Genomic DNA, 20,015 nt, shown 5'->3' with positions numbered 1-20,015 from the left:
TGAATGCTGTAACGTCAAGAAGTGTAAATCTAGGTTAAATTCCATTTACGTTTCTTCGCCAATAACACAAACCAAACACAATACAGAAAGTCAGTTACCTCAAGGTGTTACCTGTCACTACGTAAACCTGAGCGTAGGTGTTCACTTCACGAGCAATATGCATACTTTTCGCCATCTTTGCCCAAAAAGGCAGCATTTAACACAAAACCATAAGAAAAACTCTTTACAGGTTTAACGTGTTTGCTATGATGCGCTCCGCACTTGAGAGATGCGTTGGGAAAAACATCTCTTTAGCCTATCCGTTATGAGATAGGAAAAAACACCCTGGAGGGGTTCCCGAGTGGCCAAAGGGAGCAGACTGTAAATCTGCCGGCTCCGCCTTCGATGGTTCGAATCCGTCTCCCTCCACCATATTCTTCTTACCTCTTTTAAGAGTTAAGAGAACAACCTGATTGATGGGCTTATGGGAAAACATCAATTTAGGCTTACTTTGTGAAAAGTAAGACACACCCTGGAGGGGTTCCCGAGTGGCCAAAGGGAGCAGACTGTAAATCTGCCGGCTCCGCCTTCGATGGTTCGAATCCGTCTCCCTCCACCATATTCTTCTTACCTCTTTTAAGAGTTAAGAGAACAACCTGATTGATGGGCTTATGGGAAAACATCAATTTAGGCTTACTTTGTGAAAAGTAAGACACACCCTGGAGGGGTTCCCGAGTGGCCAAAGGGAGCAGACTGTAAATCTGCCGGCACTGCCTTCGATGGTTCGAATCCGTCTCCCTCCACCATATTCTTCTTACCTCTTTTAAGAGTTAAGAGAACAACCTGATTGATGGGCTTATGGGAAAACATCAATTTAGGCTTACTTTGTGAAAAGTAAGACACACCCTGGAGGGGTTCCCGAGTGGCCAAAGGGAGCAGACTGTAAATCTGCCGGCACTGCCTTCGATGGTTCGAATCCGTCTCCCTCCACCATATTCTTCTTACCTCTTTTAAGAGTTAAGAGAACAACCTGATTGATGGGCTTATGGGAAACATCAATTTAGGCTTACTTTGTGAAGAGTAAGACACACCCTGGAGGGGTTCCCGAGTGGCCAAAGGGAGCAGACTGTAAATCTGCCGGCACTGCCTTCGATGGTTCGAATCCGTCTCCCTCCACCATATTCTTCTTACCTCTTTATAAGAGTTAAGAGAACAACCTGATTGATGGGCTTATGGGAAAACATCAATTTAGGCTTACTTTGTGAAGAGTAGGACACACCCTGGAGGGGTTCCCGAGTGGCCAAAGGGAGCAGACTGTAAATCTGCCGGCACTGCCTTCGATGGTTCGAATCCGTCTCCCTCCACCATATTCTTCTTACCTCTTTATAAGAGTTAAGAGAACAACCTGATTGATGGGCTTATGGGAAAACATCAATTTAGGCTTACTTTGTGAAGAGTAAGACACACCCTGGAGGGGTTCCCGAGTGGCCAAAGGGAGCAGACTGTAAATCTGCCGGCACTGCCTTCGATGGTTCGAATCCGTCTCCCTCCACCATATTCTCCTTAATTGGAAAATCGAAAAGCCAACTCATTGAGTTGGCTTTTTTCGTTTCCGAGCTTTATATCTTTCTAAACGTTGCTTTCTAAACACTGCCCTCAACTTCCTAAACACTTACCCGCTACTACAAAAAACTTAATCGATCTGACTCATTCAAACATCAGTGATCCCATATTTCAGCATGACGTTCACAAACCAGATAAGCAGCGCAGCCTAAGCAATTGGTAGATACATGTTCTTCGCATTCATTCGCAATTATCTGTTTCTGCTGCAAACTAATCTCAGGCTCCAATACGGGTTCAAAAAACTTTGTCATTACTCATTACATCCAAATAAAATCAGTTAGTTAGTCTCAGGTTAATCCAATCTTTGAATAAGATACATCTCTCAATATTTGTCGTGATGACACTCTTCCTTCACTCATGTTATTTGTCTGTTCCGCATGTTTCGTCATATTGGTATTGCTCCGTGAATCTAAAGCTCCCTCTCCTCCCCAAAAAAAGCTCAAAGCCAATTTCCCAACAGCAACTTACAGATACATATCATTAGACACAAAAAAGCCCCTGCTGATTTCTCAGCAGGGGCTTTCAATTATTTGGTGTCATTCCGAATAACTACATCATATTGATGTTGAGTTAAATCTTGGAATTAGCCTTGAATACCAACAATTAACCAAGGTGCATTGTCAGTTGTTAGGTCACGCTCTAGGTGCCAGATATCTGTGATATCTTCTTCAACGCCATCCGCAGTGTCACGGTAACGACCACTAAACTGAAGGCTTAGCTGTGCTTTGCTACCATCGTGGTCTGCACGAACGATTTCAGCATCAACGTACATTACGTCTGTGTGCTGATCACCGTCTAGCTTATTACGCTCAGCTTTTAGGTCTTCAAATAGGCTTGGAGATACGTATTCTTCAATCGTGTTTAGCTCGTTGTGGTTCCATGCACCTTGCAGTGTACGGTAGTGCTCACGAGAACCATTGATGAATGCCGCTTGATCAAATCCCGGTGGGTAGTTATGTGGAACATCGCTTTGTGCACCAAAACCGAAGCCACCAGCAGAGCCTTGTGATTGAGGTTGTGCTTGCTCGAAGTTATGAACATTTGGTTGTTGCTTAGGTTGTTCAAACTTGTTCTGACCCATGCCGCCGAATGCTGGCTGTTGGCCACGTGCATTCTGCTGATTCATTGAGCCCTGCTTCGCACCCAACATTCCGCGTAGGAATTTAAACGCTAGGAAAGCAATCAGACCCATAATCAGAATATCCATGAACTGGATACCTTCAAATGCGCCACCAAAGAATGCAGCTAAAAGACCACCAGCAAGTAAACCACCTAGCAGACCGCCCATAAGGCCTTTCTTGCTAGAGTTAGCTGCTGTGTTCTTACTTGTTTGATCTTGACGGATCGAATTCGTGTTTTGTTGTTTTGGTGCTGGAGCCGTTTTAAAGCTTTTGCCAAATGACTTACCACCACCAAACTTTTTCGCTTCCGCGATTGGCGTCACCGCGACTGTTACCAACAGGATCGCGACTAGTGAGAAAAATCGTTTCATTATTATCCTTTATAGGTTTTTTATCTTTCGACACCTTAATCATACTCGTTAACAAAGAACAATGAAATATTCACGGCGTTTACACATGTATCATAATATTGCGGCTATTAATTGATTACTAAACTAGCGAAGGGATTGACGGCACTCTGGGGCAGCATTAAAATATTGAACGATGTTCATTTAATAGAAAGTACCCATGGCAAGACGAAACGATCACACTCGCGAACAATTAGTGCAATTAACCTTAAAAACGGTGACCGACTTCTTAGAAGAGCACTCTTATCACGAGTTAAGTCTACGCAAAATCGCCAATATGATTGGTTATGTTCCAAGTACCTTGGTGAATGTATTCGGCAACTACAACCTATTGCTATTGCATGTTGTTGCTCAAACATTAGATGAACTGGCGTCAGAATCTGCTGTAGCAGTTGAACAATCGAGCAATCCTCAGCAAGCTCTATTCAACCTTGCCTACTGCTACCACGATTTTGCACAAAAACACCCTCACCGTTGGCAGCTTATCTTTGAGCACAACATGAACGGTGAAAACCTTCCTGAATGGCAATCGAACCGTATCGATAGAATGACAGGTATGCTAGAGCAACTATTAATCGCGATTGCTCCTGAACATACTGAAAGCGAAGTCGTTAAAGCCAGCCGTGTATTATGGTCTGGAGTACATGGAATTACTCTACTTAGCGTTGATGATAAATTTTTCGCCTCTGAGCCTATCGATGGTAAAGAGTTGATCAATAACCTAGTCTCAAACTACTTAACCAACTGGTAATCATCCAAGGAAAGACAATGAACAACAGCAGCCAATCTTCGCTGTTAACGCAAAAAAGGTTCCTACCCTACTTTATTACCCAATTTCTGGGAGCCTTTAATGACAACATATTCAAAAATGTTCTGTTACTGTTTGTTGCTTTCGCAAGCGTAGACACGCTACCTATTTCCAGCAATTTATTCATTAATTTGGCCGCTGGCCTTTTTATTCTGCCCTTCTTCCTATTTTCTGCTTTGGCTGGTGTGCTGGCAGACAAATATGAAAAATCGTGGTTTATCCGTAAAGTTAAGCTTCTTGAAGTGGTGATAATGTCACTGGGTGCGGTCGGGTTTATCTACGAAAGCTACGAAATATTACTACTGCTTCTGTTTTTGATGGGGACACAAAGTGCCTTCTTTGGCCCCGTTAAGTACGCCCTACTTCCGCAACAGTTAGAAACCAAAGAGCTTGTGTCCGGAAATGCTCTGGTTGAAACAGGCACATTCTTAGCCATCCTAATCGGTACTCTAGGTGCTGGTATTATTGCGTCAGAAGAAAGCGCAAAACTCATTGCTGCTGTGTGTATTGTTTCTTTTGCCGTACTCGGGTATGTATCAAGTTACTTTATCCCAGAAGCGCCAAGTAACGCACCAGATCTGAAAGTAAAGTGGCAGCCAGTAAAGCTAACCCGCGCAACACTCGCTATTGCCAAAAAAGACCGCCCAACCTTTCAAGCACTGATGTCGATCAGCTGGTTCTGGTTCCTCGGTGCAGCTTACCTCACTCAGTTTCCCAACTTCACCAAGGTTTACCTAAACGGTACTGAAAGCGCTGTCGCGTTTTTATTGGCACTGTTCTCGGTAGGCATTGCGATTGGCTCTTTGGCTTGCGATAAACTATCTAATCACCGTATTGAAATCGGCATCGTGCCAATGGGTAGCCTAGGTATGTCGATCTTCGGCCTGTTGATGGCGACATCAATTCCGGAGTCTTTGCCTGACTTTAACTCTTTCCATCAGTTTGTGACGTATTCCGAACTTTGGCCGCTGTTTGCTTATCTTCTACTACTGGGGATCTCTGGCGGTATCTTTATTGTTCCGCTTTACTCTCTAATGCAGCTACGGGCAAAGCCAAATGAGCGAGCTCAAGTAATCGCCGGGCTCAATATCTACAACTCGCTATTCATGGTCGGGAGCGCTGTTTTAGGTATTGTTTGCCTTAGTATTTTGGAGTTTTCAATTCCACAACTGTTTGTACTGCTCGCGATAGGAAACACTTTGGTTATGTTGTATCTGTTTTATCAGGTGCCTATTTACGCTTTCCGTTTCTTTACGTGGGTGGTCACTCACACCATGTACCGAGTTAAACATAAAAATTTACATCACCTGCCAGAAAAAGGCGGCGCATTGATTATCTGTAACCATGTGAGTTATATGGATGCATTATTGCTGAGCGCCGTTTGCCCTCGCTTGATCCGCTTTGTGATGGAAGAAGATTACACCAAGTTGCCGCCTATTCGACGTTTCTTGAAAAGAGCTGGGGTTATTCCAATCTCCGCAACCAACCGTAGCTCGATTCGAAATGCTTTTAAAGAAGTAGAACGCGCTCTGCATGAAGGCCACATCGTGTGTATTTTTCCAGAAGGAAAGCTAACCTCTGATGGTGAAGTCGCAGAGTTCATGCGTGGAATGGAGCTGATTATCAAACGATCTCCTGTGTCTGTCATTCCAATGGCTCTCAAAGGGCTATGGGGCAGCTACTTCAGTCGTTACAAAGGCAGTGCCTGCAAAGGACTACCAACCCGCTTCTGGACCAAGTTAGAGATAGAAGCTGGCAAGCCAATTCTCGCTAAAGATGCCTCATGCAAAACTCTTCGGCAGTCAGTCTCAGACCTTCGCGGAACACTACGCTAGCTAACCAGCCCTTTATTCATATCAGCTGAACAAGCGTTAAGTTTTCCTTAACGTTTGTTCAATTCATTTAGACTTACTTATCATTTTATTGAACGTATAGTGGTCTCATTACAATAACGTGACAACACAACAAGACTCTAAATACAATGAACCTAAAAAAGTCTGCTCCATTTTATCTTGCTGCACTGTTTTGCTTAACACCGTGGGTAAGCTCACCGACGGCCCTCGTTATTGGCTTTCTGCTTGCTAGTTTAGGTTTAGTCCCTGAGCATCTAGAAGTAGGCAAACTCACAAAGAAGTTACTGGCCTACTCGATTGTCGGCTTAGGCTTTGGCATTCAGTTTGAAAAAGCATTGGCGGTAACAGGCGACGGTATTGGTTTAATTGTCACGACCATCATTGGTACGTTAGTCATTGGTTGGTTCTTAGCCAAACGAATGGGGCTGGATCGCACCACGGGTTACCTTATCTCTTCTGGTACCGCAATTTGTGGTGGCAGCGCGATTGCAGCGGTAGCTCCAGCGATTAAAGCAGACGATGAACAGATTGGCTTGGCGTTAGCTACGGTATTTGTGTTGAACTCTGTAGCCCTATTCTTATTCCCGATGATTGGCCACGCGCTTGAGTTAAGCCAACAAACATTTGGGACTTGGGCCGCCATTGCGATTCACGATACATCTTCAGTTGTTGGTGCCGCATCAGCGTACGGCGAAGAAGCACTAACGACCGCAACAACATTGAAGCTCGCTCGTGCACTTTGGATCATCCCAATAGCTTTAGTCAGCGCGATGATCTTCAAGAACGATCAAAAGAAGATTACGATTCCTTACTTCATTTTCTTTTACTGCGCTGCCATTGCTATTAGTGACTTGCTGCCACAATTTGAGATGGTCTACCAAGGAATTTTTGATGTGTCCAAACGCGCGTTGGTTGTGTGTCTGTTCTTAATTGGCTGTGGTATTTCTGTAGAGAAGTTAAAAGCAGCAGGGCCGAAGCCATTGATGTTTGGTATTACGATGTGGACGATGATTTCGACAGGTTCTTTGGCGTGGTTAACTCTTGCTTAGTTCGCAAAGAAACGCTTTAACTGGTTGTTCGGTTACCTAGACACTCAGATTAGCGAGCAACAAAACAAAAAGGCAAAGCTCAAATGGGCTTTGCCTTTATCGTTTGTGGTAAAGATATTCTTTGTTGCAACAATCACAAATCAAACAGGGGCTTATCACTCTTCTTGCTCTCTCTTTTCATTAAAACAAGTACCACAACCAACACAAATGCGGTGAGTTCAGCCAACGAGCGAGTCAACCCTGACGAAGTGACCGCTAGGCCTATCTGCAGTAAAACCGCAATGATGAGGGCAATTTTCATAATAAGACCTTATTCTATAATCCGTTATTTATAGGACTTATTATGATGGATGGTTATAAAGATAATAAATTCTGTTTTGAACTATCTAATTGCTAAATTAACTAACCGCCTGCCAACTTAGTCACCTAACAGCTTCGCAAATAACGTCGAGGTAAGCGCTTACCTTTAACTCCTATGCTGAGACAACCACTGTGCCAACCCAGCGCGTGAGACCTTAATACCCTGTTGTTCTTGCTTAGGCATTCGATAATACTCAACAGGAAATTTGAACCGCTCAAGACGGCCATTCAATTGCTCAGCAAACCACTCTTTGGTTGGCAAATCAGCACAATCCACAATAGCGACAGGTCGAAATCCGAACTCATCATCTTCAATTGGAACAATAAAAGACTGATTAACCTCAGACAATTGGTTGAGTGCTCGCTCAATCTCCTCGCAATGAATGTTCTCGCCACCAGAAATAAACTGATTGTCGGCGCGACCAATAATCGACACTTGTCTGCCTATCCACTCACCAAGATCTTTGCTATCGAACCAGCCATTCTCATCAACTAAGGACGTTAATTTACCTTGGTGGTAATAACCGGAAGCGAGCGTCTCGCCGCCAATAAAGATACGTTGTTCTTCAATTTTTAGTTGGCGATGGCTAAGGACAAAACCGGCCGTGCTACTGGCATCAACGGGCTTCGCAGTCACTGTTGAAGCCGCTTCTGTCATGCCGTAGCCAAGCCATGTTTCGATACCCATGTGTTGAGCTTCAAGCCCAAGAGCTTCTGGAATATGGCTACCACCCAAAAGTACATGAGTTAAAGTAAGTGCTTGCTTACTCTTTAGTAATCGATGTAGCTGCGTAGCCACTAATGAAGCGTGACTGCAACCTTCGATGTCGGTTTCAAGCTGACCTGTGCCTATTTTGATGCAACCACCTGCCGCCAACCAACGATGAACTATCGCTAATCCTGACACATGGTACATAGGTAAACTCAGTAACCAAGTGTCACCTTGTTCAAAATAAAAAACGTCGAGTAACCCGACCGCCGAGCATAAATGCTGCTCAAGCGTGTGAGCCACTGCTTTCGGATTTCCGGTAGAACCTGAAGTGAATACGATACTCGCTAGATTTTGCGGATTGAAGTTGGAGTCTTGAGATGCCGTTATCCGATTATCATCACCATCGACCTTCACTTCATTTAAGCAAGATAAGGTCACCAACTGAGTATTCAAATCGACAGTCTCTGATTGCTCTATCCCGCTACTGTCCAAAAGCCAAAGGTAGTTTTGTTGACCTGCTTGATTTAAGGAATCGAGCTTTTTCTTCAGGCGTAAGCGAGGTTGAGGCATGGTGAAAGCGCAAATAACACCCAAATTGAGTGCGGCAAAATAAGCAGGAATCACTTCAGCTTGGTTCTTACCGACAATCGTTAGGACATCACCTTCAGATAGGCCTTGATGAGATAGCTGTTGTTGGTACTCACTCACTAGCACAGACACTTGCTGCCAAGTATAAGTGTGGTGAGTAGTCACTAACGCTGTTTGATGTGGGTTTTGCTGCGCCCACTGTACCCAAAGCGGGTGATGATTAGATTGTGGGCGCATCATAAGATAACCAAATTATAGATTGAAAACGGTCTAAGCCAATCGAACGATCAGCTTAAGAAGACCAAATCAATTGTTGCTGTTCAAGAGTAGAAACCGGAAGCTGACAACCCGGCCAAGAAACCTCTAGCTGTTGCTGATACAAGCCAATTGTATCAAGTCCTGGAACTTCATTAGGCAAGTATTGTTGTGCTAATCGAGCAATCTGAGTTAAGCCAAGGCTCGACTCTATGCTTGAGCTTAGTACTGGTTTGATACCGAGTTGCTGTGCACGCTCAATGATTGCCACACAACGCTCTACAGAACCAATAAGAGTTGGCTTGATCACGATAGCTTTAACACCAGTAAGGTCGCTAAGATCAAATTCTGGGCTTCGCACCGCTTCTTGCAATGTTTCGTCCCACGCAATCGCTACGCCATGGTCAATAGCAAATGCCAAGCTGTCTTCTGGTTTTTGGCAAGGCTCTTCAATAAAGCTAATACGCTGACGCAGTGACGGCGAAATGTACTTAATGAACTGCTTCGCTTTCTCCGGCTTCCACGCACGGTTAGCATCAAGTCTTAGGGTCAAATCAGGGATCGACTCAAGGAATAAGCTAACCAACATGCCATCGCGAATCGCTTCGTAAAGACCGACTTTCACTTTCGCGACCTTCTCGCCTTTCATCTCATTCAGCACTGGGATCAATTCATCTGGATCTCCTGTACACAAGGGCGCAGCTTGGTAGTTACCTTCAGTATTGAGTTCGCCTCGTAATTCCATTATCGCCATTGAAAAGCCGAAGGCAACAGAAGGATATAGCTCATCAAAAGGCGTTTGAGGGTTATTGTGGCTCCAAAGCTCTAGCTCGTTTTGCAGCTGAATACCGGCTTGTTCGGCATCTTCTTGGCTAAAACCTGGCAAAGGTGCGACTTCGCCAAAGCCAGTTTTACCATCACACTCAAGTTGGATGACATAGCCAACGCGTTCGTTCAACTTATTGTCACGAAGAATCACACCACTATCCATAGGTAGTTGATAACGGTAGAGTTTAGCGTGACGCTGAGAATTCACTGAGTTCATAAAGTTTCCTAAAAAACGGGGAACATCAAAACAAAACGAGCCGCTATTAGCGACTCATTTTAAAGAAGAGAAAGACTATGGGTTACGCGGGAACTTGTCGAAATCAGGTCGACGCTTCTCGTTAAATGCGTTTCGGCCTTCTTGGCCTTCTTCTGTCATGTAGAACATCATGGTTGCGTTACCCGCCAACTCTTGTAGACCGGCTTGACCATCACAGTCTGCGTTTAGTGCGGCTTTCAAGCAACGCAGCGCCATTGGGCTGTGTTGAAGAACTTCACGACACCAACGAACGGTTTCTTTTTCTAGATCAGCAACAGGTACCACTGTGTTTACTAGGCCCATGTCCAATGCTTCTTGAGCATCGTAGAAACGACACAAGAACCAGATTTCACGCGCTTTCTTTTGGCCAACGATACGAGCCATGTAAGAAGCACCCCAACCGCCATCGAATGAACCGACTTTAGGACCTGTCTGACCGAACTGAGCGTTTTCAGCTGCGATGGTAAGGTCTGCCATCATGTGAAGAACATGACCACCACCGACTGCCCAACCCGATACCGCTGCGATAACTGGTTTTGGACAAGTACGAATTTGACGTTGGAAATCAAGTACGTTCAGGTGATGTGTACCTGAATCATCTTGATAGCCGCCGTAGTCACCACGAATACTTTGGTCACCACCAGAACAGAACGCCTTCTCACCAAGACCCGTCAAAATGATTACGCCAACCTTCTCGTCATAACGAGCATCAGCCAGCGCATTGATCATCTCTTTTACGGTTTGTGGACGGAACGCATTGTGGACTTGAGGACGCGCAATCGTGATTTTCGCAATACCGTCGTCAGACTTGTGGTACTGAATATCTTCGAATTGACTGCTTTCATCGCTCCAGTTAACTGCCGCGTAAAGTTCTTCTTCTGTGATGCCTACTGTTTTAGCCATGGTGATTCCCATTGTTCTATTAGAGACCACGACTAACAAGTAGTCGTGACGGTGTTGCTCTGCTTTTGATAGTGCTTGAGACTAGAGATCCGCTCAGTCAGATTAGCGACGACTGGCGATACATTGGATTATCAAGTTTGAAAACAACTCTGGTTGCTCAAAATGAACATTATGACCCGCGTAATCAACCTGACTATATTCAAAGCCACTATTCTCAGCTAGCTCCATGAATTTACGATCTTTTTCTCCACACACATAATGCAATAAATGCTCATGAGATTTCAATGTGGCACGTAAATCCGGTTGCTTAGCTAACGAAGTAGATAACAACATATTTGCTACGGATACTCCAAGGTTACCACTACGCTTTATGACCAAAGTTTGTCTTTGCTCATGATTTAGTGAAGAAAAGACGCTTTGTTGATACCAATCGTCTAAAACATCTTCAATCGACTGCTGCGCAAAGCGGACAGCCCACTGCGTATCATGTACTAACCTTTGTGCTCGTTCTTCATCACGCTCCAGACCAAAGTTGCCACCTTCAATAATGACTTTCTCTAGATTGAGTGTTTCGAAGCAAGGGCTTGTCACCCCATACATGGCGAGCCTTCCTCCCATAGAGTAGCCAATTACCACGATAGGGTAATCCGCAGGAAGATCGTTGAGGGCAAGTTGAGAAGTAATGCACTGAACGATTTTCTTGCAGCAATGATCAAAGCCTACCGGATCGATAAAGCGGCTTTGTCCGTGCCCAGGCAAATCTATGCAAAGACGAGGAAAATCCTCTAGATATGGATGACATGCACTCCAATCATCCCCGCTTCCGAGTAAACCATGTAAAAAAACAAGCAAAGGTTTGTCGGAAGGTTCTTGTACAGCTGGGTAATAATTGGAGTAAAGCATGTAAAGTCCTTAGGCTAATGCCTCGGTGAGCATTGAACTGAATTGTTTCAGCAAAGTAGACGCTTGTTCGGGAGGCGTCTTAACTTCAACGAGCAAGGTACCCTGACCCTGTTCGAAATGTTGTTCGATAATGTTTTGATAGCAATTCAAGGTTTCTGGTGCAGCGTAACCAAGTTGGAACTGCGCAGCAGCGTGTTCAAAACTGAAACCATGAGGCATTTGATAAAGTGACTGTTTTTGCTGCTCTGGTACCGGCAACAAGTCAAAGATTGCACCACCGTCATTGTTGGTCACAACAATAACCATCGGCGTTAAATTATGAGTCAGCAGAGCCAGTGAATTGAGGTCGTACAACAAAGAGGTATCACCAATCAACATCAACAAAGGATTCTGGTTGGCTTTCACCACGCCCGCAGCCGTCGCCACCAAGCCGTCAATGCCCGATGCACCACGGTTACTGTAAACTTGATTCGCAGATATTGATGACAGCATATCCACCAGCCTTACCATCAAGCTATTTCCCACAAATAGCTCTCTGCCTTTAAGTCTAGACGACAAGTCAACGGCAACACTGAGTTCCGTCAATTGGTCATTGTTGGATATTTGCGCGAGGGCGAGTTGCTGAACAGTATTTGCGACCTCGATTAAAGGAGCCGCCCAACCTGCATGCTGGCCTAACAAGGTGGGTAAATGCTGTTCTGACACCCATGACTCGATATCAGCAACGATATGGGTTTGAGGCAGATGATCTTGGTTGATTCGGTGCGAATCCGGTGACACAACAATGTATTGTGATGAGCAGAATGATGATGCTTGCGACTTTATCCAATGGTTAAGGCGCTTAGAAACAATGCGCTCACCGAACTGAAGGATAAAGTCACATTGGTTGAGTTGTTCTTTCGCTACGTCACTCTGCATCCAAAGATCATAATGTTTCCAATCACTTGTGACACCTGATTGAGGGTCACAAAAAACTGGCCAACCTAATGCAGTGGCAAACTGCTGAGCTTTTTTCGCCTGTTCAATATCTAGCGAACCGAGAATAACCACACCCTTGCGCCCAAGGTACTCACCTGGAGCAATAGGTTGTGTGTTCACTTGATTAGGTAAAAACGTTTGACTGTAACTACCTGTTCCCGATTTCCACCCAGCGACACTGGATGTGTATTCCGCATACATTTCCGCGCTATTTGCAGAATATAGAGGTTCTGGGAACGGACAGTTGATATGAATCGCACCACCAACATTGCGTTGTTTCACTAGGGCGTGATCAACCGATGTCAGTAACCAATTCAGAGAAACTTGTGTACTAGGGCTTGGTAAGTTTAAAGCACTTTCAACATGGGAAGAAAAGATACCCTGTTGCTGAATCGCTTGATTGGCACCACAGTCGACCAAGTCGATGGGTCTATCAGAGGTCAGCAAAATCAGCTTCTCTCGTGTCAGCCCAGATTCAGCCGTCGCAGGAAGAAGGTTAGCGACAGCAGTACCAGAGGTAACAATCACGGCAACTGGCTTAGCACTGGCTTTAGCTAAACCTAAAGCTAAGAATCCAAGACCACGCTCATCAAAGTGCGTGTGTAAGGTTAACTTGGGGTTGGCTTCAGCTTCGAGAGTTAACGGCGTTGAGCGAGAGCCCGGTGCAACACAAACATGTTCAACACCGTTGCGTGCTAGCTCTTCAAGTAATGTGTGACTCCAAACTCTATTTAATACGGCTTGGTCGTGATTCATGACGCCACACCCAACGGCGGGTGATCCGAAATCAAGCTGAGTAAGGTTGACATCTTCTTGTTCAATTCTTGCCATTCATGCTCGGCAACCGATCCCGGCACGATCCCTGCGCCAGCAAACAGCTGTACTTGATCGTTTACAACTAACGCGCTTCGAATCGCGACACAAAACTCTGCTCTCTGATGACTGATATAGCCAACAGAGCCTGCATACCAGCCTCGCGCAAACGGTTCGTGTTCAAGAATGAAATCCATCGCCTCTTTACGCGGTAAACCCGCCACCGCAGCAGTCGGCTGTAATGCAGCAAGCAACTGCACACCGTTAACGCCATTATTAAGCTGAGCGTGGATATTACGCTTAAGATGCTGCACCTTACGCAAGCGCACAAGACGCGTATCCTTTTCAACATGGACCGTTTGAGAATGAGGAGTGAGGCGCTCAATGATGTCATCTACCACATACTGGTTCTCATTGAGGTTTTTACTGTCTTGAGAAAGCCAGTTCGCTAACTCCATATCTTCTGTCGCGTTTTCTCCGCGACCAATGGTTCCCGCTAGAGCTTCAGTATCAAGCTCTGTCCCATACCGGCTATACAAACGCTCTGGCGTTGAGCCAATAAAGCTGTGTTTAGAATCCAATACCAACATAAAGTGAAAGCTGTGATGGTTTTGCAGGTAGCTGGCCTTGAGTAATTGAGCCGCGCAGATTGGCGCATCGAGTTGCAGTGTGGTTTTACGCGCTAAAACAACTTTCTTGTACTCTTCGTCGCTAATGCCCTGAAGCACTTTATCGACCAAATTACCCCACTGTTCTCGTTCTGGAACGTGGTTAATCTGTTCAATGTGAGCCGACAAAGGTGCCAATATCGCCGCTTCTACAGAAAGCTTATTCAAAGCATTAATGGAGACAACGCGATCAGGAGACAAGTTAACCGCTAGCGACCAAGTGTCGTCAAAGCGGATTAATTCAACCTGAGGAAGGAAGAAAAACGATTCCATGCAACGACGGTTCTTTGCGGTATGTCCATCAAATGAACGTCCACCCCAGATTCGTTGGTCTTCACCAAGAATTGCGTACGCGGGAGCAGGATCAGAAAAAGTGTGCAGTTGACCGAGCGCGACGACCTCTTCACGAGTGTCACGTGACTGCCAGTAGAACTTTGGAAAGAGCGGTTGAGCATGAAGCCATTCTATAAATGCAAACGATGGTTTTTGCGTTAGAACTTCAACACAACGAACTTCACTTGCTTGGGCATTTTGTACTCGCTCAATCAAAGCGGAGATAGTTTGCAGGAAATGTGACAAATCGACCTCGTTCACATCTAAATTATTATTATATTAGTTTGATACTTTATGGGCAGCACCCACTTAGATCAAGAATCTACTATATCTTTTGAACATTCCTGTGATTTTAAGCGATCCAGCCTCTTTATTCACCTTAGACAACAACAAAGAAAGCGATTAATTAAAATTTAGAAAAGAGTGACAACAAAAAGACCAAACGTGACACTGAAATGCGACATTCATCAGATTTTTATTCTATCAAACCCCATTTTGCGGTACTTTAATAAAGTATTTAAATTAATTTCAGGAAATCGGCAATGCAAAATATCGGGATGTCGTCAAAACTCAACAGCGTATGCTACGAAATCAGGGGTCCTGTACTCAAACATGCTAAGCGCATGGAAGAAGAAGGGCATAAAATACTAAAGCTTAATATTGGTAACCCCGCCCCATTTGGTTTTGACGCCCCTGATGAAATCCTTGTTGATGTAATCCGTAACCTACCGACATCTCAAGGTTACTGTGACTCAAAAGGCATCTATTCAGCCCGCAAAGCGGTTGTTCAGCACTACCAGAAAAAAGGCCTACGTAACCTTGATGTAGAAGACGTTTACATTGGTAATGGCGCATCAGAGCTTATCGTTATGTCTATGCAGGCGCTACTGGATAATGGTGATGAAATCTTAGTTCCCGCTCCGGACTACCCACTATGGACAGCGTCTGTTGCGCTTTCTGGTGGTACACCGGTTCACTACCTGTGTGATGAAGATGCTGATTGGTATCCAGATCTAGACGACATGCGTGCGAAGATCTCACCAAAGACTCGCGGCATCGTTCTTATCAACCCGAACAACCCAACGGGCGCGGTATACAGCCGTGATTTCCTATTACAAGTTGTTGAGATTGCTCGTGAACACGGTTTGATCATCTTCGCTGATGAAATCTACGACAAAGTGCTTTACGACGGTGCCGTACATACTTCAGTCGCAACGCTTGCTGAAGACGTACTAATGGTCACATTCAATGGTCTATCTAAGGCTTACCGCGTGTGTGGTTTCCGTGGTGGCTGGATGTTCTTGACGGGTCCGAAGCACATAGCGAAAGGCTACGTTGAAGGACTAGAAATGCTGGCCTCGATGCGTTTGTGTGCCAACGTACCAATGCAGCACGCCATCCAAACAGCACTGGGTGGTTATCAGAGTATCAACGAACTGATTCTTCCTGGTGGTCGACTGCTTGAGCAACGTGACCGTGCATGGGAACTGATCAACAAAATCCCTGGCGTTTCTTGTGTGAAACCAAAAGGCGCGATGTACCTGTTCCCTAAGATCGACACCAATATGTACAACATCAAAGACGATCAGAAATTCGTGCTCGATTTCCTTAAGCAAGAGAAGGTGCTATTGGTTCAAGGTACTGGCTTCAACTGGCCAAAACCGGATCACTTCCGCATCGTGACTCTGCCACATATCGAAGACCTAGAAATCGCGATTGGTCGTCTAGAGCGCTTCTTACAGACCTACAGCCAAGACGACCTCATCGAAGGTTAATTAGCACAAAGAAAGATGACTACAATTTGCTGTTTTAAAAGACTTTAACTTGTAATCAATCACTTCTATGCTTAAAGGGCTCCTGTTTGGGAGCCTTTTTTGTATCCGCTGTCTCGTACTGTTTGAGTTAACACAAGATACGAGTGGAGCATTGCTTATACCAATCACAGTAAGTAAGTGTTCAGAAATAGCGCAGGAAAAAAACTTGAGAACAAGGCAGGATTTTTTGGTAAGTAGTTATTCTACAATCAAAAATTCTAACAAAGTTATCGAGTTTTTTAACAAGCTAGGATGACCAGTTATTTACTACGATTGGTACTAAAAGGACTCTTATGAAACAAAGCCATTTCTTTGCCCATCTTGCCCGTATGAAGCTGATTCAACGCTGGCCCCTCATGCGATCAGTCTCAAGTGAGAACATTTCAGAACATAGCCTGCAAGTTGCTTTCGTCGCACACGCCTTGGCATTAATTAAAAATAAGAAGTTTGATGGCCAGCTCAACCCCGAGCACATTGCGCTGCTTGGTATGTACCACGATACCAGTGAAGTGCTAACGGGTGATTTACCGACGCCAGTTAAATACTACAATCCAGACATCGCACAAGAGTATAAAAAGATAGAAGCGGCAGCAGAGCAAAGACTGCTTTCAATGCTGCCAGAAGAATTCCGAGACGACTTCTCCCCGTTTTTGATATCTGGAACAGCAAGCAAAGAAGAGCAAAGCATCGTTAAGCAAGCCGACACGATCTGCGCTTACCTAAAATGCTTGGAAGAACTCAGTGCGGGCAATCATGAATACGAGCAAGCGAAACGCCGACTGGAAGAAACACTCGAACAGCGTAAAAGCCCAGAAATGGACTACTTTCTCACCACATTTGCGCCAAGCTTTGAATTATCACTAGACGAGATAAGCTAGCTGGGTATAACTTGAGTGTAATTAGCTAAATAAATCAGATTGATAGGTGCTATTTTGACTTCTCCACTCGAACCACCATTTGAACTCGAACAAGAATGGCAACATCGAAATGACGATGAACAGAAAATAAGGCGTGATGACCATCGTAGCCCGTATCAACGCGATCGTGCGCGTGTGCTTCACTCTGCTGCTTTCCGTCGCCTACAAGCAAAAACCCAAGTGCACGGCACCACGGTCAATGATTTCCATCGTACTCGTCTAACTCACTCTCTTGAGGCCGCCCAACTTGGTACCGGTATCGTTGCCCAGCTGAAGAAAAAACAGCCTGAGTTTCGAGACCTACTGCCCTCAGACAGTTTGATTGATTCACTGTGCTTGGCTCACGACATCGGCCATCCGCCTTATGGCCATGGTGGTGAAGTTGCACTCAACTACATGATGCGCGACCACGGTGGCTTTGAAGGCAACGCGCAAACGTTTCGCATTGTCACCCAGCTAGAACCTTACACCGAACATCACGGGATGAATCTATCTCGACGCACTCTGTTGGGGCTGATTAAATACCCTTCACTTCTTAGCGAAGTTCAAGCTAAATTACAGTCTGAGCCTGTTAAGCACCAACGACAACTCCGAGCCAAAGACTGGATGCCTGCAAAAGGCATCTACGATCATGATGAAGAACTTTTTAACTGGGTACTGGAGCCGCTTTCAAGTAGCGACCAACAGCTTCTAAAACAGAAAAGAAAAACGCATACCGAGCCACTTGAGCACAATAAGACCAAATATAAGTCACTTGATTGCTCAATCATGGAGTTGGCTGATGACATCGCGTATGGCGTGCATGATTTAGAAGATGCGATTGTGCTTGGCTCTGTGACCAAAGCTCAATGGGTAGATTCAGCTTACCCTCAACTTGAAGAGATGGCCGACCCTTGGATCTGTGAGCATTTAGATTCGATTACTGAAATGCTTTTTTCGGGAGAGCAATATCGTAGAAAAGATGCGATTGGTGGGATAGTTAACGCTCTGTTGACCAGTATTTCAATTGAACGAGTGGATGCTAGCTTTGAGAATGTGCTATTGGCTTACAATGCCGTGCTTGAACCGAGCATGGACGGCACACTCGATAAACTGAAACACTTTGTCAGCGAGTTCGTGATTCAAGTGCCTCAGGTTCAGGTCATAGAATACAAGGGCCAACAGATCATCATGGACATGTTTGAAGCGTTCAGCGCTGATCCTGAACGCTTGCTGCCACTACCCATCAAGAAGCAATGGCTACAGCATCAAGATGAACCTAGAAAGATGCGCGTGATAGCCGATTACATCTCATCAATGACCGATGATCTTGCGCAGAAAATGCATCAGCAATTGTTCTCCGCTCATACCGAGTTTTAATTCCTGACTCGTACCAGTGAATCGGCTTAATCTAAGTAGTTTTTCTCAAACACACCCGGCGGCATTTGATTGATTTGAAACTGAATCATTTGGTCAAATGCCGTTAGCAAAGGGCTAAAGTCACCATTACTCTCTAGCAAGCTAAGCAAATGATAGCCAGCTTCGACGGTAGAAAGGCTGTTTTCACTGGGCGCTTTACGTATTCGATAATTACCCTTGAGATCTTTCGGTAAGTGAACTGTGCTCAGCGCATGCAAGTTACTCGACACCTGCCACATCTTGAACGCCTTCTTCCACGTCCCATCCAATAAAATCACACGCAGCTTCTTGCTTGGGCATGTCGCAGATTCAACTGAAACAGAATTTTCGCTTGGGTATAAAATCACATGTTGGTAATGTTCATTGGCCAGCAATGCGTTCAATTGTTCGTTGTCTGAAAAATCTTCACCGACAAGCGTCACGCTGTTATTTAGGGATAACGAGAGGATACGCGCAGTTCCCATCGGGCGATGCTCTTCTGATGGGTGCTGAAGAATGATAAGCTCAACATTCGATTCGAGTGGTGTAACCCACTGACAAATACAAGCTTTCAAAGCCTTGCTGCATTGGGGGCAATAACGAGACATGGATTTAATGTGTACCCTGTTTTAATTTTCACTTCACTTTTATGCGTCTTATTCCAATTTGAGCCAATACAAGCTTGGGTCGTTTGGGATAGCAATGCGATTGCCGAGGGGCAATGGTGGCGAATCCTAACAGGAAACTTTTCACATACCAACTACTCGCACCTGCTGATGAATCTAGCAGGCTTATGGATCATCAGCTATCTGTTTCAACCGAGTAAAAAACAGCTTGTTCTTGCTCTGCTTGTGATTAGTTTAGTAACTGGGATCGCTCTGTTGTTTTCGAGTATTCAGATCTATGTTGGCCTATCTGGCACTTTGCATGGGTTGTTTGGCTTATTCGCGCTCAGTGAGGCTTTAAACGGTAGGAGATCAAGTTGGCTGTTAGTATTGGGATTAATCACTAAAATCGCTTGGGAGCAGCTTGTTGGCCCTTCTAGCACCACTGGCGAACTGATTAATGCTCGTGTCGCGATTGAAGCCCACCTAGCAGGTGCACTGGCCGGAGGCTTCATATCTATCGCTTCATTTCTAACAAGTAAAAAAACGGATCAAAGTTGAATTCTTTCGCGGTTCTTTTCAACCGTGGCTTCACCTATCCCTTTCACACTCACCAAATCATCAGCAGTCGTAAACGCACCGTTTTGATCTCTGTAATCGACGATCTCTTGGGCTTTCTTGTCCCCAACACCAACTAATAGCGCTGAGAGTTCTTCTGCAGTCGCAGTATTGATGTTTACCGTAATCTCGATGCCATCGTAAAGCTCAGCTTTAGTTGGACTATCAGAAAACGCTGGGGAGCTAAGGGCCATCAGAAATGAAAGAAGTAGTGTTGAATATATCGTGCGCATAAACCGTTCCTTTG

At 45.0% G+C, this 20,015-nt stretch carries 17 protein-coding genes and 7 tRNA genes; 14 read left to right on the top strand and 10 right to left on the bottom strand.

Translation table 11 applies throughout. The features are described 5' to 3' along the window. The first annotated feature begins 326 nt into the window (after positions 1–326). The 7 genes from AC3CH4_RS04425 to AC3CH4_RS04395 all read left to right on the top strand — a co-directional run bounded on the left by AC3CH4_RS04425 (position 327) and on the right by AC3CH4_RS04395 (position 1,534). Positions 327–411: transfer RNA gene (locus tag AC3CH4_RS04425), tRNA-Tyr, on the top strand. 102 nt (positions 412–513) lie between these two features. Then, positions 514–598: transfer RNA gene (locus AC3CH4_RS04420), tRNA-Tyr, on the top strand. A 102-nt stretch (positions 599–700) separates the two neighbouring features. Beyond that, positions 701–785 (top strand) — tRNA-Tyr (locus tag AC3CH4_RS04415). Positions 786–887: 102 nt separating this feature from the next. Beyond that, positions 888–972 (top strand) — tRNA-Tyr (locus tag AC3CH4_RS04410). A gap of 101 nt (positions 973–1,073) precedes the next feature. Further along, positions 1,074–1,158, top strand: a tRNA-Tyr gene (locus tag AC3CH4_RS04405). 103 nt (positions 1,159–1,261) lie between these two features. Then, positions 1,262–1,346, top strand: a tRNA-Tyr gene (locus AC3CH4_RS04400). A 103-nt stretch (positions 1,347–1,449) separates the two neighbouring features. Continuing rightward, positions 1,450–1,534 (top strand) — tRNA-Tyr (locus AC3CH4_RS04395). A gap of 651 nt (positions 1,535–2,185) precedes the next feature. Here AC3CH4_RS04395 and AC3CH4_RS04390 read toward each other — a convergent pair. Then, positions 2,186–3,094 (bottom strand): Tim44 domain-containing protein, encoded by a 909-nt coding sequence (locus AC3CH4_RS04390; RefSeq protein WP_488543356.1) that lies wholly within the window; start codon positions 3,092–3,094, stop codon positions 2,186–2,188. A gap of 196 nt (positions 3,095–3,290) precedes the next feature. Here AC3CH4_RS04390 and AC3CH4_RS04385 point away from each other — a divergent pair, with 196 nt between their 5' ends. The 3 genes from AC3CH4_RS04385 to AC3CH4_RS04375 all read left to right on the top strand — a co-directional run bounded on the left by AC3CH4_RS04385 (position 3,291) and on the right by AC3CH4_RS04375 (position 6,840). Then, positions 3,291–3,881, top strand: a complete 591-nt coding sequence (locus AC3CH4_RS04385; protein WP_004736110.1) for a TetR/AcrR family transcriptional regulator — start codon at positions 3,291–3,293, stop codon at positions 3,879–3,881. A 17-nt stretch (positions 3,882–3,898) separates the two neighbouring features. Continuing rightward, positions 3,899–5,773 (top strand): MFS transporter, encoded by a 1,875-nt coding sequence (locus AC3CH4_RS04380; RefSeq protein WP_488543355.1) that lies wholly within the window; start codon positions 3,899–3,901, stop codon positions 5,771–5,773. 146 nt (positions 5,774–5,919) lie between these two features. After that, positions 5,920–6,840, top strand: a complete 921-nt coding sequence (locus tag AC3CH4_RS04375) for a YeiH family protein (protein WP_004736106.1) — start codon at positions 5,920–5,922, stop codon at positions 6,838–6,840. A 133-nt stretch (positions 6,841–6,973) separates the two neighbouring features. Here AC3CH4_RS04375 and AC3CH4_RS04370 read toward each other — a convergent pair whose 3' ends face one another. From AC3CH4_RS04370 to AC3CH4_RS04340, 7 genes are all read right to left on the bottom strand, one after another. Then, a complete protein-coding gene (locus AC3CH4_RS04370) occupies positions 6,974–7,141 on the bottom strand; it encodes a hypothetical protein (protein ID WP_488543354.1) in 168 nt (55 codons plus the stop codon). A gap of 165 nt (positions 7,142–7,306) precedes the next feature. Further along, a complete protein-coding gene (menE, locus tag AC3CH4_RS04365; protein ID WP_488543353.1) occupies positions 7,307–8,740 on the bottom strand; it encodes an o-succinylbenzoate--CoA ligase in 1,434 nt (477 codons plus the stop codon). 52 nt (positions 8,741–8,792) lie between these two features. Then, positions 8,793–9,800: an o-succinylbenzoate synthase gene (gene menC / locus AC3CH4_RS04360; protein WP_488543352.1), complete on the bottom strand. Its 1,008-nt coding sequence runs from the start codon at positions 9,798–9,800 to the stop codon at positions 8,793–8,795. A gap of 75 nt (positions 9,801–9,875) precedes the next feature. Next, positions 9,876–10,742: a 1,4-dihydroxy-2-naphthoyl-CoA synthase gene (gene menB / locus AC3CH4_RS04355; RefSeq protein WP_029222208.1), complete on the bottom strand. Its 867-nt coding sequence runs from the start codon at positions 10,740–10,742 to the stop codon at positions 9,876–9,878. A 102-nt stretch (positions 10,743–10,844) separates the two neighbouring features. After that, positions 10,845–11,645, bottom strand: coding sequence for a 2-succinyl-6-hydroxy-2,4-cyclohexadiene-1-carboxylate synthase (gene menH, locus AC3CH4_RS04350; protein WP_065206784.1), 801 nt, complete (start codon positions 11,643–11,645; stop codon positions 10,845–10,847). A 9-nt stretch (positions 11,646–11,654) separates the two neighbouring features. Beyond that, on the bottom strand, positions 11,655–13,379 hold the full coding sequence (menD, locus tag AC3CH4_RS04345; protein WP_488543616.1) for a 2-succinyl-5-enolpyruvyl-6-hydroxy-3-cyclohexene-1-carboxylic-acid synthase: 1,725 nt from the start codon (positions 13,377–13,379) through the stop codon (positions 11,655–11,657). Continuing rightward, positions 13,376–14,683, bottom strand: a complete 1,308-nt coding sequence (locus AC3CH4_RS04340; protein WP_488543351.1) for an isochorismate synthase — start codon at positions 14,681–14,683, stop codon at positions 13,376–13,378. Before AC3CH4_RS04340 ends, menD begins: the two co-directional genes overlap by 4 nt. A 296-nt stretch (positions 14,684–14,979) precedes the next feature. Between AC3CH4_RS04340 and AC3CH4_RS04335 the strand changes: the two genes are divergently transcribed. From AC3CH4_RS04335 to AC3CH4_RS04325, 3 genes are all read left to right on the top strand, one after another. Continuing rightward, positions 14,980–16,212 carry a pyridoxal phosphate-dependent aminotransferase gene (locus AC3CH4_RS04335; protein ID WP_114633134.1) on the top strand — a complete coding sequence of 411 codons (1,233 nt, stop codon included), beginning with the start codon at positions 14,980–14,982 and terminating at the stop codon, positions 16,210–16,212. Between the two features lie 332 nt (positions 16,213–16,544). Next, complete coding sequence (gene yfbR, locus AC3CH4_RS04330; RefSeq protein WP_017080360.1) at positions 16,545–17,129, top strand: 5'-deoxynucleotidase; 585 nt, start codon at positions 16,545–16,547, stop codon at positions 17,127–17,129. Positions 17,130–17,183: 54 nt separating this feature from the next. Beyond that, positions 17,184–18,527 carry an anti-phage deoxyguanosine triphosphatase gene (locus AC3CH4_RS04325; RefSeq protein WP_171311981.1) on the top strand — a complete coding sequence of 448 codons (1,344 nt, stop codon included), beginning with the start codon at positions 17,184–17,186 and terminating at the stop codon, positions 18,525–18,527. Positions 18,528–18,553: 26 nt separating this feature from the next. Here AC3CH4_RS04325 and AC3CH4_RS04320 read toward each other — a convergent pair whose 3' ends face one another. Continuing rightward, positions 18,554–19,153, bottom strand: a complete 600-nt coding sequence (locus AC3CH4_RS04320) for a tRNA-uridine aminocarboxypropyltransferase (protein ID WP_108112090.1) — start codon at positions 19,151–19,153, stop codon at positions 18,554–18,556. Positions 19,154–19,162: 9 nt separating this feature from the next. Here AC3CH4_RS04320 and rrtA point away from each other — a divergent pair, with 9 nt between their 5' ends. Next, positions 19,163–19,711, top strand: a complete 549-nt coding sequence (rrtA, locus tag AC3CH4_RS04315; protein WP_171311979.1) for a rhombosortase — start codon at positions 19,163–19,165, stop codon at positions 19,709–19,711. On the opposite strand, the gene AC3CH4_RS04310 is transcribed toward rrtA, so the two are convergent. Continuing rightward, on the bottom strand, positions 19,702–20,001 hold the full coding sequence (locus tag AC3CH4_RS04310) for a ComEA family DNA-binding protein (protein WP_004736087.1): 300 nt from the start codon (positions 19,999–20,001) through the stop codon (positions 19,702–19,704). The two genes, rrtA and AC3CH4_RS04310, sit on opposite strands and share 10 nt — an antisense overlap. Between the last annotated feature and the right edge of the window lie 14 nt (positions 20,002–20,015).

Source organism: Vibrio sp. QJM3NY_26, from assembly GCF_057786005.1.
The sequence above is the reverse complement of the archived record's forward strand: the minus strand, read 5'-3'. Positions and strand labels throughout refer to the sequence as shown.

Bases quoted from the DNA above. Each gene is read 5' to 3' on its own strand.
- AC3CH4_RS04390 (WP_488543356.1), bottom strand. From the start codon at position 3,094: ATGAAACGATTTTTCTCACTAGTCGCGATCCTGTTGGTAACAGTCGCG.
- AC3CH4_RS04385 (WP_004736110.1), top strand. From the start codon at position 3,291: ATGGCAAGACGAAACGATCACACTCGCGAACAATTAGTGCAATTAACC.
- AC3CH4_RS04380 (WP_488543355.1), top strand. From the start codon at position 3,899: ATGAACAACAGCAGCCAATCTTCGCTGTTAACGCAAAAAAGGTTCCTA.
- AC3CH4_RS04375 (WP_004736106.1), top strand. From the start codon at position 5,920: ATGAACCTAAAAAAGTCTGCTCCATTTTATCTTGCTGCACTGTTTTGC.
- AC3CH4_RS04370 (WP_488543354.1), bottom strand. From the start codon at position 7,141: ATGAAAATTGCCCTCATCATTGCGGTTTTACTGCAGATAGGCCTAGCG.
- menE (WP_488543353.1), bottom strand. From the start codon at position 8,740: ATGATGCGCCCACAATCTAATCATCACCCGCTTTGGGTACAGTGGGCG.
- menC (WP_488543352.1), bottom strand. From the start codon at position 9,800: ATGAACTCAGTGAATTCTCAGCGTCACGCTAAACTCTACCGTTATCAA.
- menB (WP_029222208.1), bottom strand. From the start codon at position 10,742: ATGGCTAAAACAGTAGGCATCACAGAAGAAGAACTTTACGCGGCAGTT.
- menH (WP_065206784.1), bottom strand. From the start codon at position 11,645: ATGCTTTACTCCAATTATTACCCAGCTGTACAAGAACCTTCCGACAAA.
- menD (WP_488543616.1), bottom strand. From the start codon at position 13,379: ATGAATCACGACCAAGCCGTATTAAATAGAGTTTGGAGTCACACATTA.
- AC3CH4_RS04335 (WP_114633134.1), top strand. From the start codon at position 14,980: ATGCAAAATATCGGGATGTCGTCAAAACTCAACAGCGTATGCTACGAA.
- yfbR (WP_017080360.1), top strand. From the start codon at position 16,545: ATGAAACAAAGCCATTTCTTTGCCCATCTTGCCCGTATGAAGCTGATT.
- AC3CH4_RS04320 (WP_108112090.1), bottom strand. From the start codon at position 19,153: ATGTCTCGTTATTGCCCCCAATGCAGCAAGGCTTTGAAAGCTTGTATT.
- AC3CH4_RS04310 (WP_004736087.1), bottom strand. From the start codon at position 20,001: ATGCGCACGATATATTCAACACTACTTCTTTCATTTCTGATGGCCCTT.